The organism is Staphylococcus sp. AC872 (genome assembly GCF_979255425.1).
The window spans coordinates 386,087-399,316 of sequence record NZ_CEEDKW010000002.1 but is presented as its reverse complement, the minus strand read 5'-3'; the positions used below and the strand labels follow the sequence as shown (position 1 = coordinate 399,316).

At 33.7% G+C, this 13,230-nt stretch carries 31 protein-coding genes; 30 read left to right on the top strand and 1 reads right to left on the bottom strand.

Going from position 1 to position 13,230, the window contains the following annotated elements:
• Position 1: 1 nt before the first annotated feature.
• The 14 genes from ACZ267_RS04840 (at position 2) to ACZ267_RS04775 (ending at position 3,668) form a co-directional block, all read left to right on the top strand.
• Positions 2-184, top strand: a complete 183-nt coding sequence (locus ACZ267_RS04840; protein WP_079449187.1) for a hypothetical protein — start codon at positions 2-4, stop codon at positions 182-184.
• 6 nt (positions 185-190) lie between these two features.
• Entirely contained in the window at positions 191-445 is a 255-nt protein-coding gene (locus tag ACZ267_RS04835; protein WP_058714792.1) for a DUF3310 domain-containing protein, read from the top strand.
• Complete coding sequence (locus ACZ267_RS04830; RefSeq protein ID WP_058714791.1) at positions 435-656, top strand: hypothetical protein; 222 nt, start codon at positions 435-437, stop codon at positions 654-656. Before ACZ267_RS04835 ends, ACZ267_RS04830 begins: the two co-directional genes overlap by 11 nt.
• Positions 634-837 carry a hypothetical protein gene (locus ACZ267_RS04825; RefSeq protein ID WP_047210736.1) on the top strand — a complete coding sequence of 68 codons (204 nt, stop codon included), beginning with the start codon at positions 634-636 and terminating at the stop codon, positions 835-837. The genes ACZ267_RS04830 and ACZ267_RS04825 overlap by 23 nt, the downstream gene beginning before the upstream one ends.
• A gap of 14 nt (positions 838-851) precedes the next feature.
• Positions 852-1,208 carry a thermonuclease family protein gene (locus tag ACZ267_RS04820; protein ID WP_079449186.1) on the top strand — a complete coding sequence of 119 codons (357 nt, stop codon included), beginning with the start codon at positions 852-854 and terminating at the stop codon, positions 1,206-1,208.
• Positions 1,189-1,434: an SAV1978 family virulence-associated passenger protein gene (locus ACZ267_RS04815; protein ID WP_432813848.1), complete on the top strand. Its 246-nt coding sequence runs from the start codon at positions 1,189-1,191 to the stop codon at positions 1,432-1,434. The genes ACZ267_RS04820 and ACZ267_RS04815 overlap by 20 nt, the downstream gene beginning before the upstream one ends.
• A 12-nt stretch (positions 1,435-1,446) precedes the next feature.
• On the top strand, positions 1,447-1,878 hold the full coding sequence (locus tag ACZ267_RS04810; RefSeq protein ID WP_124747979.1) for a hypothetical protein: 432 nt from the start codon (positions 1,447-1,449) through the stop codon (positions 1,876-1,878).
• Positions 1,875-2,048: a hypothetical protein gene (locus ACZ267_RS04805; RefSeq protein ID WP_185639945.1), complete on the top strand. Its 174-nt coding sequence runs from the start codon at positions 1,875-1,877 to the stop codon at positions 2,046-2,048. Before ACZ267_RS04810 ends, ACZ267_RS04805 begins: the two co-directional genes overlap by 4 nt.
• The gene (locus ACZ267_RS04800; protein WP_079449184.1) at positions 2,041-2,301 is read left to right on the top strand and encodes a DUF1024 family protein; all 261 of its coding nucleotides are present in this window, start codon (positions 2,041-2,043) and stop codon (positions 2,299-2,301) included. The genes ACZ267_RS04805 and ACZ267_RS04800 overlap by 8 nt, the downstream gene beginning before the upstream one ends.
• The gene (locus ACZ267_RS04795) at positions 2,301-2,546 is read left to right on the top strand and encodes a hypothetical protein (RefSeq protein ID WP_049416319.1); all 246 of its coding nucleotides are present in this window, start codon (positions 2,301-2,303) and stop codon (positions 2,544-2,546) included. Before ACZ267_RS04800 ends, ACZ267_RS04795 begins: the two co-directional genes overlap by 1 nt.
• Complete coding sequence (locus ACZ267_RS04790; RefSeq protein WP_079449183.1) at positions 2,539-2,859, top strand: MazG-like family protein; 321 nt, start codon at positions 2,539-2,541, stop codon at positions 2,857-2,859. Before ACZ267_RS04795 ends, ACZ267_RS04790 begins: the two co-directional genes overlap by 8 nt.
• A gap of 72 nt (positions 2,860-2,931) precedes the next feature.
• The gene (locus ACZ267_RS04785; protein ID WP_079449182.1) at positions 2,932-3,189 is read left to right on the top strand and encodes a hypothetical protein; all 258 of its coding nucleotides are present in this window, start codon (positions 2,932-2,934) and stop codon (positions 3,187-3,189) included.
• A 6-nt stretch (positions 3,190-3,195) separates the two neighbouring features.
• Entirely contained in the window at positions 3,196-3,411 is a 216-nt protein-coding gene (locus ACZ267_RS04780; RefSeq protein WP_079449181.1) for a hypothetical protein, read from the top strand.
• Complete coding sequence (locus ACZ267_RS04775; RefSeq protein ID WP_079449180.1) at positions 3,411-3,668, top strand: DUF1381 domain-containing protein; 258 nt, start codon at positions 3,411-3,413, stop codon at positions 3,666-3,668. The genes ACZ267_RS04780 and ACZ267_RS04775 overlap by 1 nt, the downstream gene beginning before the upstream one ends.
• Positions 3,669-3,679: 11 nt before the next feature.
• Here the strand turns inward: ACZ267_RS04775 and ACZ267_RS04770 are convergent, their stop codons facing one another.
• Entirely contained in the window at positions 3,680-3,910 is a 231-nt protein-coding gene (locus ACZ267_RS04770; protein WP_058714785.1) for a hypothetical protein, read from the bottom strand.
• Between the two features lie 59 nt (positions 3,911-3,969).
• Here ACZ267_RS04770 and ACZ267_RS04765 point away from each other — a divergent pair, with 59 nt between their 5' ends.
• The 16 genes from ACZ267_RS04765 (at position 3,970) to ACZ267_RS04690 (ending at position 13,179) form a co-directional block, all read left to right on the top strand.
• Entirely contained in the window at positions 3,970-4,140 is a 171-nt protein-coding gene (locus tag ACZ267_RS04765; protein ID WP_171991408.1) for a hypothetical protein, read from the top strand.
• On the top strand, positions 4,140-4,292 hold the full coding sequence (locus ACZ267_RS04760; protein WP_124747980.1) for a DUF1514 family protein: 153 nt from the start codon (positions 4,140-4,142) through the stop codon (positions 4,290-4,292). The genes ACZ267_RS04765 and ACZ267_RS04760 overlap by 1 nt, the downstream gene beginning before the upstream one ends.
• Before the next feature lie 12 nt (positions 4,293-4,304).
• Positions 4,305-4,751, top strand: a complete 447-nt coding sequence (locus ACZ267_RS04755) for a transcriptional regulator (protein ID WP_058714784.1) — start codon at positions 4,305-4,307, stop codon at positions 4,749-4,751.
• A gap of 221 nt (positions 4,752-4,972) precedes the next feature.
• Positions 4,973-5,284 carry an HNH endonuclease gene (locus ACZ267_RS04750; RefSeq protein WP_081047738.1) on the top strand — a complete coding sequence of 104 codons (312 nt, stop codon included), beginning with the start codon at positions 4,973-4,975 and terminating at the stop codon, positions 5,282-5,284.
• Positions 5,285-5,410: 126 nt separating this feature from the next.
• On the top strand, positions 5,411-5,881 hold the full coding sequence (locus ACZ267_RS04745; protein WP_079449179.1) for a phage terminase small subunit P27 family: 471 nt from the start codon (positions 5,411-5,413) through the stop codon (positions 5,879-5,881).
• Positions 5,874-7,622 (top strand): terminase large subunit, encoded by a 1,749-nt coding sequence (locus ACZ267_RS04740; RefSeq protein WP_079449178.1) that lies wholly within the window; start codon positions 5,874-5,876, stop codon positions 7,620-7,622. Before ACZ267_RS04745 ends, ACZ267_RS04740 begins: the two co-directional genes overlap by 8 nt.
• 12 nt (positions 7,623-7,634) lie before the next feature.
• A complete protein-coding gene (locus ACZ267_RS04735; protein ID WP_047210745.1) occupies positions 7,635-7,820 on the top strand; it encodes a hypothetical protein in 186 nt (61 codons plus the stop codon).
• A 5-nt stretch (positions 7,821-7,825) separates the two neighbouring features.
• Complete coding sequence (locus ACZ267_RS04730; RefSeq protein WP_047210746.1) at positions 7,826-9,064, top strand: phage portal protein; 1,239 nt, start codon at positions 7,826-7,828, stop codon at positions 9,062-9,064.
• Positions 9,051-9,605, top strand: a complete 555-nt coding sequence (locus ACZ267_RS04725) for an HK97 family phage prohead protease (protein ID WP_058714782.1) — start codon at positions 9,051-9,053, stop codon at positions 9,603-9,605. Before ACZ267_RS04730 ends, ACZ267_RS04725 begins: the two co-directional genes overlap by 14 nt.
• 42 nt (positions 9,606-9,647) lie before the next feature.
• The gene (locus ACZ267_RS04720) at positions 9,648-10,949 is read left to right on the top strand and encodes a phage major capsid protein (protein ID WP_079449177.1); all 1,302 of its coding nucleotides are present in this window, start codon (positions 9,648-9,650) and stop codon (positions 10,947-10,949) included.
• A 14-nt stretch (positions 10,950-10,963) separates the two neighbouring features.
• On the top strand, positions 10,964-11,137 hold the full coding sequence (locus ACZ267_RS04715; RefSeq protein WP_171991407.1) for a hypothetical protein: 174 nt from the start codon (positions 10,964-10,966) through the stop codon (positions 11,135-11,137).
• Positions 11,138-11,146: 9 nt separating this feature from the next.
• Positions 11,147-11,482, top strand: a complete 336-nt coding sequence (locus ACZ267_RS04710; RefSeq protein ID WP_047210749.1) for a head-tail connector protein — start codon at positions 11,147-11,149, stop codon at positions 11,480-11,482.
• Positions 11,443-11,766, top strand: coding sequence for a phage head closure protein (locus ACZ267_RS04705; RefSeq protein ID WP_047210750.1), 324 nt, complete (start codon positions 11,443-11,445; stop codon positions 11,764-11,766). Before ACZ267_RS04710 ends, ACZ267_RS04705 begins: the two co-directional genes overlap by 40 nt.
• Entirely contained in the window at positions 11,766-12,176 is a 411-nt protein-coding gene (locus ACZ267_RS04700; protein ID WP_047210751.1) for an HK97-gp10 family putative phage morphogenesis protein, read from the top strand. Before ACZ267_RS04705 ends, ACZ267_RS04700 begins: the two co-directional genes overlap by 1 nt.
• Positions 12,169-12,582, top strand: a complete 414-nt coding sequence (locus ACZ267_RS04695; RefSeq protein ID WP_047210752.1) for a hypothetical protein — start codon at positions 12,169-12,171, stop codon at positions 12,580-12,582. The genes ACZ267_RS04700 and ACZ267_RS04695 overlap by 8 nt, the downstream gene beginning before the upstream one ends.
• A gap of 6 nt (positions 12,583-12,588) precedes the next feature.
• On the top strand, positions 12,589-13,179 hold the full coding sequence (locus ACZ267_RS04690; RefSeq protein ID WP_079449176.1) for a major tail protein: 591 nt from the start codon (positions 12,589-12,591) through the stop codon (positions 13,177-13,179).
• The last annotated feature ends 51 nt before the right edge of the window (positions 13,180-13,230 follow it).

Sequence of the window (13,230 nt, the reverse complement as noted above, 5' to 3'; positions counted from 1 at the left end):
AATGGAATTACATGAATTAAATACAGGCGATGATATTTGGTTCAAATATCCAAACGCAAATAACTCATTTCCTGCAGTGGTGGAAGAACTCCATTACAACTTTAAAGGCGAACCATATCTAAAAGTACGAGTAGGTAGTGAATTAGTAGTGATAGACGATAAATACGACATAGTAAAGGTGTAGATGATAATGACAATTATTAGTAATCAGAAAGTGGATATGGTTAAACAACCACCACATTATCAATTTGGAATATTTACGGCAAACGTAATCATTGAAGCAGTCGGCAAAACATATAAATCTGCGTCAGTATTCTACCATGTTGGTAATGCATTGAAATATTTAATGCGTGCCTCAAGAAAGAATGGACTAGAAGATTTGAAGAAAGCAAAGGAAAGCGTTGATATGGCAATCAATGTGTGGGACACAAACAATGACAACTAGCACATACGACCTATCCGACACAATCAACCAACGCTACAAATACAACACTAAAGGCAAGAGACCTACACAGATACAACAGGAATTACGCAAGCTAGGTGTACAAGGTTTTGTGGTTAAGGTGGCAGGACGTAAAGTCACAATGAAAGTATTAGAAGAACATAAAAAAAGTAATAGGGAGTGTATGAAAAATGGCAACGCAAAAACAAGTTGACTATGTAAAACTACTTCAAAAAAAGTTCGACCCATTTAACATAGGAGAAAAATATACTGACGAGCAAATTAAAAAGATGAGCCATAAAGAAGTTAGCCAAGTTATCGAACATCTCAAAGAAGAAATAGCAAAAGATGAATTATATAACGAATGTATGTCTGCAGGATTACCTAATCAATAAAAGGAGTGTATGAGATGAATATCAAAAACCAACTATACACATTTAAAGCAACATGTACCAATGTTGTTGACGGGGACACGATAGATATAGATTTAGGGTTTGAAACTTTTGCTAAAAGGCGTGTCAGGTTACTCAATGTTGATACGCCAGAGAGAGGACAAGAAAATTATAGTAAAGCTACTAACTTTACTAAGCAATGTGTAGAAAATAAGAAGATATATGTTCAGACGTATAAAGATGACGCTTTCGGCAGATATTTAGCCAATGTCTTTTATGATACAGGTAATGAGATACGTTCGTTGAATGATGATCTGCACATTAACCAATTAATCAAACCTAATTCGAAATGGAATGAAAGCAATGAAAAATAAAAAAGCGTTCCTTAACCAGTATTTCGGTACCAAGCGTTACTTGTACCAAGACGATAAAAGAGTGGCGCATATGCACATAGTAAATGGTGTGTATTACTTGCACGGTCATCACAAGACGAAGTGGTCAGGTATTAAGTTGACGTTTAACAGTGAGCAAGAGTTCATGAATTGCATTCAGAAATACGAGTTGAGTTTGGAAGAAGATAATCAACTAACATTATTTTAGAAGATTGAGTAAATGACATATCCAACTAGAGAACAATTAGAAGAATATATTAGAAATAACAAACTAGATACAGATGAATCGTATCCACGCAGTGACTGGTGGAAGTTTAAACAACAACGTGACGAGTACAAACAACAACGTGACGAACTCATCAAAGATATAGCTCAGTTGCGTGAGCGTAATGTAGAGTTCGAAGAAAAATTAGATAAAGAAATTAAGTTGAGTTATGAAATAGAAAAGAATTTATATGAGACATCTAAAGAGCGTGATGAGTTAATTAAAAGCAATGCAAGCGTAATAAAATACAACGCAGAGTTGGAGAAGAAAGCAAAAGCGTTTGATGAGATAGCATTAACTGTATTATCTGAAGATAACGATGTAATAAAAAACATGAATAACATAGTAACTAAAATGGTTATTAATAATTTGGAGCGTGAAGAGTGATGACTATTGATACTAAGAGAATCTATAAAATATCAAAAGAACAATTTCACGGTGTATTTCAATTATCGAAAGACGAACCCTCTCTGGTGGCAGTTATAGAATACGAAAACCAGTTGAAAATTGTCGAACCGTATCAAGTTGAATTTATCGAGGAGGAACAAAATGACTAACCGTGAACAAATAGAACAAGGGATTATTGGTGCAAGAGTGTACACAGGCAATGAGACGGTGGAATTGTTGAATGAGTTGGATAGTGTGTATAAGAAAGCGAATACGTTTGATGAAGTAAAAAATAACATAAAAGAAGAGCTAGATAGTTACAGTGTTCTTTATAAAGAGACTCAAGACCCTAGATATAGTTTATTGAGTGGTGTTTATGAAAATATATTTAATTATATTGAAGAATTGGAGCGTGAAGAGTGATGAAAATTTATGAATCATTAAAGAAGTTAGAAGAAAAAGGTTACAGAGTTGATGAAGATAAAGCTATTTTTAATTTAGAAGATGGTGCTCTAGAAATCTACATTGACCATGACAATGATGAAAAAACAATAAAAACAGAATTACATGATATGAAAGTATTTGTGTCAGAAGAATTAAAAGATAGAAGTGTAGAGAGTGTTATGTGTGAATTGGCTGGTATTGATGAGGAGGAACAAAATGACTAATCAATTAACAGTAGATCAATTAGTAAATGCAGTAGAACAATGGAGTATCGATAAAGGGTTGCACAATGGCAATCCAGACAGACAAGCGTTGAAGTTTTATGAAGAGGCGGGAGAAGTTGGAGCAGCTTTATCACGTGGGCAAATGGATGCATTAAAAGATGGTATAGGCGATACAGTAGTAACGTTAATCATCTTAGCTCAACAACACGATATGAGTTTACGGGAGTGCTTACAGTTTGCGTATGACGAAATCAAAGGACGAAAAGGAAAGACGATCAATGGAACATTCATCAAAGAATCAGACTTACAGTAATTCTAAACGTGTCGAATTCGAGGCGGTTAAAAATAAAGATATTCTAACTAGAGTGAAAGAGGTGCTGGGGAAGTGAATGATTTATTATTGTTAGGATTACTAGCCATTGGTGTATTCACTACGATGTATGTATTAACACTTAGTGTAGTTTTAGCGTTATATAAAAAGAACAAAAAAGACTTTGAGACATTTAAGGGAAGAACAGATAGAGAATACCGTAAATTTGAAGCTATGGCTAATAAGAGAATGGAAGAACAACGTAAAGAAATGAATCAATCAAGAGTAATATCCCGTGTTAATAAAGAATTAGATAAACATTTTAAGGAGTGAGTGGGAATGGAAGATTATTACACTAGAAATTTCATAAGGATTCACAAACTTGTTTCTAACGCTAGAAGATATATACAAGACAAACTTGAACAAGCTAAATTTGACGGTGCCGATATAAACTTCATCAAACAATTAGAAGCTGAATATTACGCTTTAGAAGTGATATGGGTCAACATGAATGAAGTTGAAACTAACAGACCTAGATTGGAGAAAAATAGCTAATGCAATACCTAATCACAACATACACAGATTCAAGCGGTAATAAATATTCACACGTGACTAAGGCTAGAGAGAACCAAATGTTTACTGTGGTTGAGGCAAAGAGTAAAGAGCAGGCAATGAAGATATATGAAAGAATAAAAAATACAGTAGCGTTAAATTTTGCGTCAATTGAACGTAAGTTTAAACCAGGAATAACTTCATTTGTTAAACCACTTAAACCAAAAGATTCATGCATTTTTAATGAGGAGGGCGATTAAGCCCTCTAATATTAAAATTTTTTAGGCGGTATATTTTTTTCGTGATTTGATGTGAATATATCTTCGTATCTAATTTTGACACTTGAGTCATCAGATAAAAGAAGTTCTATATTTTCATCGTCAATTTCTCGACAGTTTTTAACTATATACTTTTTTGCATTTTCGTTAGTCGTGTGCACAATAGTATAAATATTGTTTGATATACCAATATTTATCTGACGAATAATTTCTTGTTTATCCATTATTTCCCACCCCCCTTGCCAATTAATAAAATTATTATACCAGAAAGGAACGATACCTTATGAATAAATTATTAGAAACATTCTTAACATCAATTGCTGCAATTACAATTTATAAATTGCTCACTGCAACGTTTAACGCATATAGATACAAACAAGACGATATCGACACACCACCACAAGACTTTAACCAATACGATCATATCCATTTAAATGCAGAGGTGTCGGACTAATGTGGATTATCATCTCGATACTATTAGCAATCGCCTTACTCATATCAATAGGCGTGCAATACGAACAGCATAAGCAAATAGAAGATTACAAGTACGCTAATCAATATATGCGTGATTACATTGTGAGATATATAGAAGAGAAACGGAAGTAATGGAGGTAAGCGATGAAGTTAAGTAAACTAGACCTCAAGAAGATAGAGGAGTATTGGGAGAACTATAATGAAATGAAAGGGCAATTGGCTTATAGGAGATATGAGCTACTATATCAACCACAAGACACTAATATTGGTGGGGGTAAAACAAATATAGTTAGTAGCCCTATAGAACGTGAGGTAGTAAAGCTACACGAAGATGACCTATATGCTAATCTGAGTAAGACAATATCTGCTATCGAAGATATATACAGATGTGCTACATATGAACAACAAGAGATAGTTAAGTTTAGATATTGGGATAAAGATTCTTTAACTTATGAATGGGAAGACATTGCTCATGAATTAACTAAACAAAGAGATGATGACAAAATTATAAGTGTTTATTCAGTATTAAGATTGAGAAGAAAATTAATGGAAGAAACAGCAAGAAGAATTGGATATATTCATTTCAAGTAAAATCGCAATTAGCTGTTTGTTTAATTGCGGAAAGAAATGATTTATATTGATATTATCAAAAAGAATATAACAATGATTCTTTTAAGTATTAACAAAACATAATCAAAGACAAAGAACATTCAACTTTAATTTATTTATTGTTGTTTGTTCTTTTTATATTGAAAGAAGTTGAAATCATTTTGTCTTTCATTCAACCAAAGGTTCGTCTAGGTAACAAGACTATGACACAAAGCCAACTGCAGGAGCGTAGGAGGCATGCACACAGGACGTATAACGCACAGGTACGCAATAAGGTAGATAAAGACCTGACAAAATTTTATCAGTCGTCACAGTGGCGCAAAATGCGTGCTCAGGCACTTGTACGTGATAACTACTTGTGTCAGAGATGTTTGGCTAAAGGAATCGTTAATGATAAGAGACTGATAGTCCATCACAAGCGGGAGTTACGTGAAGACTGGGGAGGGCGTTTGAACCTGGATAATCTTGAAACGGTGTGCACGTCATGTCATAACCGATTACATAAATTAAAATAGGGGGGGAGGTGTTTCAATTCCCCGTGGCTCTAAGGTTCACGATTAATCGACGTTCCCAAATTTACAACCAAATTCCCAAAACTAAATATTTCAACCTAGCCATATAGGGCGTTTGGAGGTGTTTCAATGGCTAGACCACGCAAATTAAATGCGACAAAACAAGGGCATAGGACTAAAGAAGAATTAGAAGCTTCAGAATTAAAAGAAAATGGTCTGAATCAATTTGATAAATTAACTGTAAACAATACGCCTACAGATTTAACGGATCAAGCGCAAAAAGAATGGAATCGAATTGTTCCATTACTTCAGGAGTTGCCTATTGCAGAACTCGACTACACGCTAATCAAAAAATACTGTGAATTAGTTGATATTAACAACAATGCATATAGTCAAATTCAAATAGTTGGTACTTTTGATACAGAAACAAACAAAAAAACTGGTGCATTCGCAGTTTATATGGAGAGTTTAAAAGAGTTACGTTCAGTTTGTGGCTCATTAGGTCTCACAATTGACTCAAGAATGCGAATTGTTGTTCCAGTGGAAAACAAAAAGAAACAATCTGTTTATGATCAGTTCGGTGTTGATGACGATGACTAGCGTAAAATTGAATAAAGAATATGAGCAACTTTTAGATGTAGCTGATAAATACAAAGATGACGCTTATAAGTATTGCGTTATGGTATTGTCAGGTACATTTATAACATGTAAAGATACTCAACTTGCTTGTATTCGTCATTTAAAAGATTTAAAACGAATCGAAAATGATGACAACTTCCCTTATGTATATAAACCGAAGCGTGCAAAAAAAGTAATTAAATTTATGGAAGCTTTACCAGACACTAAAGGTAAGTTTCATACATTGGCGCTATTTCAGAAGTTTATGGTATCTATGGTTCGTGGTTGGTTTACCGAAGATGATTATTTGAGGTTTAAGAAAGCTTTTATTTCCATGGCAAGAAAAGGTGGTAAGTCACTTATTGTCAGTGGCTTAGTCTTATACTCATTCTTGTTTGATAATGAACCAAAAGAAGGACGTCAGTGTTTTACTGCTGCGAATGATAAGAAACAAGCAAGTATTGTTTTTAATATGGTAGCTAAACAATTGATGTATTTTGTTTCTCAAGTACCTGAAATAAAAAAAGATGTAAAAAAGGTACGTGAGTTACTTCAAAATTTGAAAGATGATTCATATGTCATGCCTTTATCACGTGATACAGGTGCTGTTGATGGTTTTGAACCATTTTTAGCAGTTATTGATGAGTATCACGCTGCAAAAACCAATGAAATGGTGGAATTGATACAATCTGGTCAAGGTAACCTACATCAAAGTTTGATTTTTATCATTTCTACGGCAGGTTTTAACTTAAATGCACCAATGTACACAGATGAGTGGCCTTATGCTAAAGAAGTTTTGTCAGAATCTTACACAGATCATGAGTATTTTGCAATTATTTATGAACAAGATGATGAAAACGAGTGGCAAGACAAATCAACATGGGCAAAATCAAATCCATTAATCAATGAATCAGACGAATTGAAAGAACAAATTGAGATATTTTTAGAAAAACGTGTAGCCGAAGGTACTCAAAAAGGTACGATGTTCAAAATTTTAGTGAAAAACTTCAATTATTGGCTACAAGCAAGTGAAAAATCTTATTTAGATTTTAATGATTGGAAGAAAAATGAATCTGATTTTGATATTAAAGGTACTAAAACTTATATCGGACTTGATTTATCACGTGCAGATGACTTAACTGCAGTATCATTTATACATTTAGATGAAGTAAAAAAGCAGTATTATGTGACCTCTCACTCCTTTGTTGGAACAAAAGGTGGTTTACAAGCAAAAATTGACCGAGATATTATCGATTATCGGGAAATGGAACGCAATGGTTACTGTACAATTACTAATCTACAGAGTGGCATTATTAATAGTAATCAAGTATTAGACTACATTGAACGATATATATTAGATAACAACTTAGATGTTGAAGCGATTTGTTATGATCCACATGCTATTCATGGCTTTTTAGCAGAAATTGAACGTCGTGATTGGCGTTATGACCTTATTGAGATACGACAGGGCTCCCAAACGTTATCCAATCCGAATATTGATTTCAGATTAAAAGTAATTAATGGTGATATAAAACATCATAAGAACCCACTACTTGACTTGGCAGTCAAAAATGCAGTTGCTAAAAATACTAATGATTCTGTGATGATTGAAAAGAAAATGAATCGAGAAAAGATTGACCCACTTATGGCAACTATATTTGCTTATGTAATTGCTAGTGAATATGAGTGGGAAAAAGTGAACGTTTTACCTAGATTTAGATAAGGCGGTGAAAAAATGGACAAGATAAGGCTATTAGCTGCGTTTCTAATTATTGTTTTATTTTTATTAGGAGTTGTGGCTATTTTTTATGGGCTATTACTAATATCAACAGCTTTAGCTTTTATTGTATTAGGTTTAATGCTTATTGTTATTAGTGTATTAATCAATCAACTCATACCAAGTCGAAAAGGGGGTGATTAAAAAACATGGCACTGTTTGATTTAGGTTTTACATCAAATGATAGAAGATTCAACGAAGATTTGAGACGTATTTTATATGCTAATGAACATGGTTTGAATATTTCTTATACAGGTATTAATGCATTAAAAAACAGTGATGTCTTTACAGCCGTTAAAGTAATTTCGGAAGATATCGCAAGTACGAGTATTATGACTAAAGGTCATGAAACAGATGAAGCATATAATCGTATATTGAAATTGATAAATGATTCGCCAGATGGGGAGCTTCCAGGTTGGCATTTTAAATTTATTATTATCGCAAATATGCTTTTAAATGGAAATTCTTATGTTGAGATTGTGAGAGATAAAAAGACAGGTGTTCCAACGCAACTTTATTTCTTACATAATAGTTTGGTTTCTATTGAGGAACAAGATGGTGAACTTTTCTATAATATTACTGAAGATCATAACGGTAATAGTGTGAAAGTGACGCCAGATGAAATACTACATTTTAGATATACAACGTTAGATGGTTTTCATGGCTATTCGCCACTCTATTCATTAATGCATGAGGTGGCTATTTCACAAGGTTCTAAAAGTTTCTTGAAAAACTTCTTTGAAAACGGCGGTACTTCTACCAATGTATTAACACTAGAAGACGCGAGATTATCGCAAGAAGAAAGAGACTTAATCACAGATGATTTTGAGAACAGTTTAGCTCGTAGTAATAGTGGTTTAATAACACTTGATAGCACAATGAAGTTTGAGCGTATTGCTATTCCTACAGAGGCATTAAACTTCCTAAACAGTTATAAATTTAGCACACAACAAGTTGCTAAAGCCTTTGGCTTACCACTATCAAAAATGAGTAGTGAGTTGGTCAATACATCTATTACACAAGCAAATATTGAGTATTTGCAGAGTACTTTATATCCTCTCTTCTCAATGATATTTGCAGAGTTAGAAATTAAGATATTTAAAGATATTAATCCGCTGATGTCTCTCACATTTGATGAATCAAGATTAATAGATAGTGATCCTGAAGTTAAACTTAAGAAATACACTGAGTTAGAACAAAAAGGGATTATTACTATCGATGAAGCAAGAAGTGTATTTGGATTTGACCCTGTTAATAACGGAGATAAAACACTTGTTGACCTTAACAGAATACCGCTTGATAGTTTAGAAGAGTATCAAAACGCGAAAATACGAGCGAGTATGAACAAAGCACCTCAACAAGGGGGTGATGAATATGGCAATGAGTAACGTTGATGCTACTCAAGATATGGTAATTGAGGGATACGCAATACTTTTCAATACGATAAGTGAAGATTTAGGTGGATTTAGAGAAATTATCAATCCACAAGCATTAAACGATGTGGATGTCAGTGATGTTAAGTGTTTAATTAATCATGATTTTAACTATGTGATTGGTCGTACGCAATCAAGCACACTTGAGCTTACTGTAGATGACAAAGGTTTGTACTTTAAATGCTACTTACCTAACACGAGCTATGCTAGAGATATTTATGAAAATATCAAGGCTGGTAATGTAAATCAATGTAGTTTCTTTTATACACTCCCACCGGATAACCAAGAATCGAGAACATGGCAAGTCATTGATGGTCAATACGTTCAAACAATTAATAAAATCGATGAGTTAATCGAGGTGAGTGTTGTTACTGTCCCCGCTTATCGTGATACTTCAGTTGAAGTGGCTCAACGTAATAAAGGACTCAAAGAGTTCAAAGAAAAGCAAAAGATTCAAATAGCACTTGAGTTAGAAAGCCTACGTCTAGACACGTAAGGCTATTTTTTATGTACAAAATTTATAAGAGGAGGTCATTTGATGGCTGAAGTTCAGAATCAGAAAGATGATTTAAAAAGTTCAATTCAAGAACTTATCAATGAAGCTAAACAAGCTTTAGCAGATAATGATATTGAAAAAGCAAAACAGTTACAAAGTGAAATTGAAAGTTCTAAACAATCATTAGAAGAATTAGAAAAGGTTAGTGACCAATTAGACCAATATGAATCTGAATTAGGAACGAAGGAGGACGCTAAAGTGGCAGACGAATCTACAGAGCAACCAACAGAAACACCTAAAAAAGAAGAGCAACCAGAAAAAACTGAAGAAACTAATCAACCAAAAGAAGATTCAGAAACAGAATCTCCTGCAGATAAAAAAGTTGAAGATGTTGAAGAACCAAACCAAAAAGATTTGGACTCTGAAAAGAAAAAAGGAGCGAAACGAATGAGAATTAAAAATGAACAAGAAACAAATGAAGCTGTGCAAGGCTTTGCAGAATACATGAAATCAAAAGGAGCAAAACGTGACAACGTAAAATCTGATGATGTCGGCGTTACGATTCCGGAAGATATTAAATATCAACCAGAAAAAGAAGTAAAAACGGTACAAGATTTATCTGAATTAGTACAAAAAACGAAAGTTACTACTGCATCAGGTAGATATCCAATCTTAAAACGTGCTAATGCTAAATTCAATACAGTTGCAGAATTAGAGAAAAACCCAGAGTTAGCACGTCCAGAATTTGAAACGATTAATTGGGAGGTTGAAACTTATCGTGGCGCAATTCCGATTTCACAAGAGGCACTTGACGATTCAGTTGCAAATTTAACTCAAATTGTTTCTGAAAATATCAACGAACAAAAAATCAATACATTAAACGAAAAAATCGGAACAGTATTAAAAGCGTTTAATCCAACAACTGTATCTAATGTGGATGATTTAAAAGCAATTATTAATGTTAAATTAGACCCTGGTTATGACCGTCAAATCATTTGTACTCAAAGTTTCTACCAAGCGGTTGATACATTAAAAGACAAAAACGATCGTTACTTATTAAACGATTCAATCATCAACACTTCAGGTAACACATTACTTGGCATGAACGTTACAGTGGTACGTGATGACTTATTAGGTAAAAATGGCGACGCTTTAGCGTTCATTGGAGATGTAAAACGAGGTGTCTTATTCGCAGATCGTACTGACGTTTCTGTTCAATGGATTGAAAACGAAATCTACGGTAAATACTTAATGGGCGCATTCCGTTTCGACGTTAAACAAGCAGATAAAAATGCAGGTTTCTTCGTAACTTTTAACACAGGTAAAGCTACACCTACTGCATAATAGGAGGCATTTAAATGGCTAAATTCAAAGTTTTAAAAGCATATAGAGATAAAGAATTAGATAGAGATTTAGAAGTGAATGACGAAGTTGAAATGACTGTCAAACGTTCAGAAGAAGTTAAAAAAACACTTTCCGATAAAGGTTTTGACGGTCATTTTTTAGAACGAATCAAAGACGATAAAAAGTAGGTGGATTGAATGCTAGATTTAGACATCGAAAGTATTAAAATTGGTATTCGTATCGACCACGACTTTGACGACGACTATATTGAAAATGTTTTACTTCCTGCTGCTGAAAGACAAGTGCAGGGGGCTATTACGGGGTTCGGTGTGGATACTTCATTTTATAAAGGTAATGCACTTTATAATCTAGCAGTCATCAACCACATCGGACATCATTATGAAAATCGTTCTATAACATCACAGTTTGATAAAACTGAAATTCCTGCATCATCTCTTTCGATGATTCAGTCGCTAAGGGGTGAGTATGCAAAATGGAAATCGGCAGACTTAAACACCGAATTAAAATTTTAAAAGTAGTCAATAATAGGCAACGTGATGGTTCGTATAAAAAAGAAAATTCAGTTGTTGCTACACCGTTTTGCGAAGTGTCAAAAACCACAATAAAAGAATTTAGAGAACAGGACCTAGAGGCAAGGCGAGAGGCAATCAATTTTATCATTCGTTATCAACAACGTGTGAAAATTGAATCAGGAATGCAAGTTGAATTTAAAAATAAGATTTATGAAATCAAAAACATTGAAACAGATTATCAAGATTTAGAACGAATAATGCTTAAATGTGAGGTGGTCGAATAGTGGCACACAAAAAATATGATACAGACGCAGATATTAGTCGAAAAATTAACTTATTAATTGTAAATAGTGAAAAATTTGCAAAAAGAGCGACCACAGATGCTGCGAAAGTATATGCTAGTAATTTACGTGCAAACACACCAGTACATGCAAAACAAACGCATGATACTCATGCTATTGAAGTAATCAAAACATCAGGATTTTTACAAGATCGTTCATCACCAACAAAAGAAGTGGGATTTTCAAGAAAAGGCGATAATGGTTGGTATATCCATTTTCCTGATGTAGGTACAAAAATTCATGGTACGGTTCGACAACGTCCCCAACATTTCGCAGAACGTTCATTTCAAATGAGCAAAGCACCTATTCTTGCAATTTATGAAAATGCGGTGAGGAAGATGTTTAATGGTTAACGAACATCCACTTGTGAGAATGAACGTACTTTTAAGTGAAGATGAGCAATTATTAAAACTAATGAAAGATAATCGTGTTTCAAAGACTGACGAAATATTAATTTTCACATTCGATATTCCTGATGAGTATCAAAAAGAATCAAGCACCCCTTTTATAAGACTTACTGAAATTTATATGAATAACGATTTATACAACGATAGTGATAGCCATCATTATCGTTATTTATTTGCCGTCGAAGTTTTTGGTGGCACTTTAAACACTGTGCATGAAATAAGTAATCAAGTTATCAATATCATTAAAAGTAAAAATGGTCGGTGTTACGACAGAGTGATGGATAAAGATGATGAATTTAATTTATATAACAACATGCTTAAGTTTCAAATATTAATTAATGAAGAGGAGTAATATATTATGGCTAATAAAAAAGTAGTTATTGGTTGCGAAGGCTTCCAAATGAGAAAACAAATCGGTAATGGTGTAGATGAACCTGGAAAATTAACAAAATTACCAGGATTACAAGAGGTTGGTTTAGAACTTGAATCAGACCAAGAGTCTGTATATGCAGATGATGTGAAAGCATTAGTATTAAACTCTGGTATCACAGGCGCTAAAGTTACAGGTAATTTCATGGAGTTATCAAGTGAAGAGCGCGCTAATTTATTAGGTGTGGAAATTCGTGACGGTATGGAAGTTTATTCTAAAGATTTAGTACCACCATATGTTTCGGTTTCTTGGAAATATAAATGTAACGATGGATCATTCATCTATATGGGTGCCACTCGTGGTAACTTCGGTGTTCCAGATTCTAAAGTAGAAACTCAAGAAGAAAAACCAGAACAAAAAGAAGAAAACGAATTAGAAGGTACATTTATTCCACGTGAAGATGGTGTCGTTTTCGTTCGTGTACACGATAAAACAGAAGGATTTAGTGAAGAAAAATTCTTAAAATTAATCCACGGTGATGATGCAGTTACAGCAGTTGAAGAAAAACCTGTAGCGTAACATTTTAAGGCGGTGTAACAACCGCCTATTTTTTATAAATAATTTTATTGG

Coding starts and splice junctions, on each gene's coding strand:
- ACZ267_RS04840 (WP_079449187.1), top strand. CDS start 2: ATGGAATTACATGAATTAAATACAGGCGATGATATTTGGTTCAAATAT.
- ACZ267_RS04835 (WP_058714792.1), top strand. CDS start 191: ATGACAATTATTAGTAATCAGAAAGTGGATATGGTTAAACAACCACCA.
- ACZ267_RS04830 (WP_058714791.1), top strand. CDS start 435: ATGACAACTAGCACATACGACCTATCCGACACAATCAACCAACGCTAC.
- ACZ267_RS04825 (WP_047210736.1), top strand. CDS start 634: ATGGCAACGCAAAAACAAGTTGACTATGTAAAACTACTTCAAAAAAAG.
- ACZ267_RS04820 (WP_079449186.1), top strand. CDS start 852: ATGAATATCAAAAACCAACTATACACATTTAAAGCAACATGTACCAAT.
- ACZ267_RS04815 (WP_432813848.1), top strand. CDS start 1,189: ATGAAAGCAATGAAAAATAAAAAAGCGTTCCTTAACCAGTATTTCGGT.
- ACZ267_RS04810 (WP_124747979.1), top strand. CDS start 1,447: ATGACATATCCAACTAGAGAACAATTAGAAGAATATATTAGAAATAAC.
- ACZ267_RS04800 (WP_079449184.1), top strand. CDS start 2,041: ATGACTAACCGTGAACAAATAGAACAAGGGATTATTGGTGCAAGAGTG.
- ACZ267_RS04795 (WP_049416319.1), top strand. CDS start 2,301: ATGAAAATTTATGAATCATTAAAGAAGTTAGAAGAAAAAGGTTACAGA.
- ACZ267_RS04790 (WP_079449183.1), top strand. CDS start 2,539: ATGACTAATCAATTAACAGTAGATCAATTAGTAAATGCAGTAGAACAA.
- ACZ267_RS04780 (WP_079449181.1), top strand. CDS start 3,196: ATGGAAGATTATTACACTAGAAATTTCATAAGGATTCACAAACTTGTT.
- ACZ267_RS04775 (WP_079449180.1), top strand. CDS start 3,411: ATGCAATACCTAATCACAACATACACAGATTCAAGCGGTAATAAATAT.
- ACZ267_RS04770 (WP_058714785.1), bottom strand. CDS start 3,910: ATGGATAAACAAGAAATTATTCGTCAGATAAATATTGGTATATCAAAC.
- ACZ267_RS04765 (WP_171991408.1), top strand. CDS start 3,970: ATGAATAAATTATTAGAAACATTCTTAACATCAATTGCTGCAATTACA.
- ACZ267_RS04760 (WP_124747980.1), top strand. CDS start 4,140: ATGTGGATTATCATCTCGATACTATTAGCAATCGCCTTACTCATATCA.
- ACZ267_RS04755 (WP_058714784.1), top strand. CDS start 4,305: ATGAAGTTAAGTAAACTAGACCTCAAGAAGATAGAGGAGTATTGGGAG.
- ACZ267_RS04750 (WP_081047738.1), top strand. CDS start 4,973: ATGACACAAAGCCAACTGCAGGAGCGTAGGAGGCATGCACACAGGACG.
- ACZ267_RS04745 (WP_079449179.1), top strand. CDS start 5,411: ATGGCTAGACCACGCAAATTAAATGCGACAAAACAAGGGCATAGGACT.
- ACZ267_RS04740 (WP_079449178.1), top strand. CDS start 5,874: ATGACTAGCGTAAAATTGAATAAAGAATATGAGCAACTTTTAGATGTA.
- ACZ267_RS04735 (WP_047210745.1), top strand. CDS start 7,635: ATGGACAAGATAAGGCTATTAGCTGCGTTTCTAATTATTGTTTTATTT.
- ACZ267_RS04730 (WP_047210746.1), top strand. CDS start 7,826: ATGGCACTGTTTGATTTAGGTTTTACATCAAATGATAGAAGATTCAAC.
- ACZ267_RS04725 (WP_058714782.1), top strand. CDS start 9,051: ATGGCAATGAGTAACGTTGATGCTACTCAAGATATGGTAATTGAGGGA.
- ACZ267_RS04720 (WP_079449177.1), top strand. CDS start 9,648: ATGGCTGAAGTTCAGAATCAGAAAGATGATTTAAAAAGTTCAATTCAA.
- ACZ267_RS04715 (WP_171991407.1), top strand. CDS start 10,964: ATGGCTAAATTCAAAGTTTTAAAAGCATATAGAGATAAAGAATTAGAT.
- ACZ267_RS04710 (WP_047210749.1), top strand. CDS start 11,147: ATGCTAGATTTAGACATCGAAAGTATTAAAATTGGTATTCGTATCGAC.
- ACZ267_RS04705 (WP_047210750.1), top strand. CDS start 11,443: ATGGAAATCGGCAGACTTAAACACCGAATTAAAATTTTAAAAGTAGTC.
- ACZ267_RS04695 (WP_047210752.1), top strand. CDS start 12,169: ATGGTTAACGAACATCCACTTGTGAGAATGAACGTACTTTTAAGTGAA.
- ACZ267_RS04690 (WP_079449176.1), top strand. CDS start 12,589: ATGGCTAATAAAAAAGTAGTTATTGGTTGCGAAGGCTTCCAAATGAGA.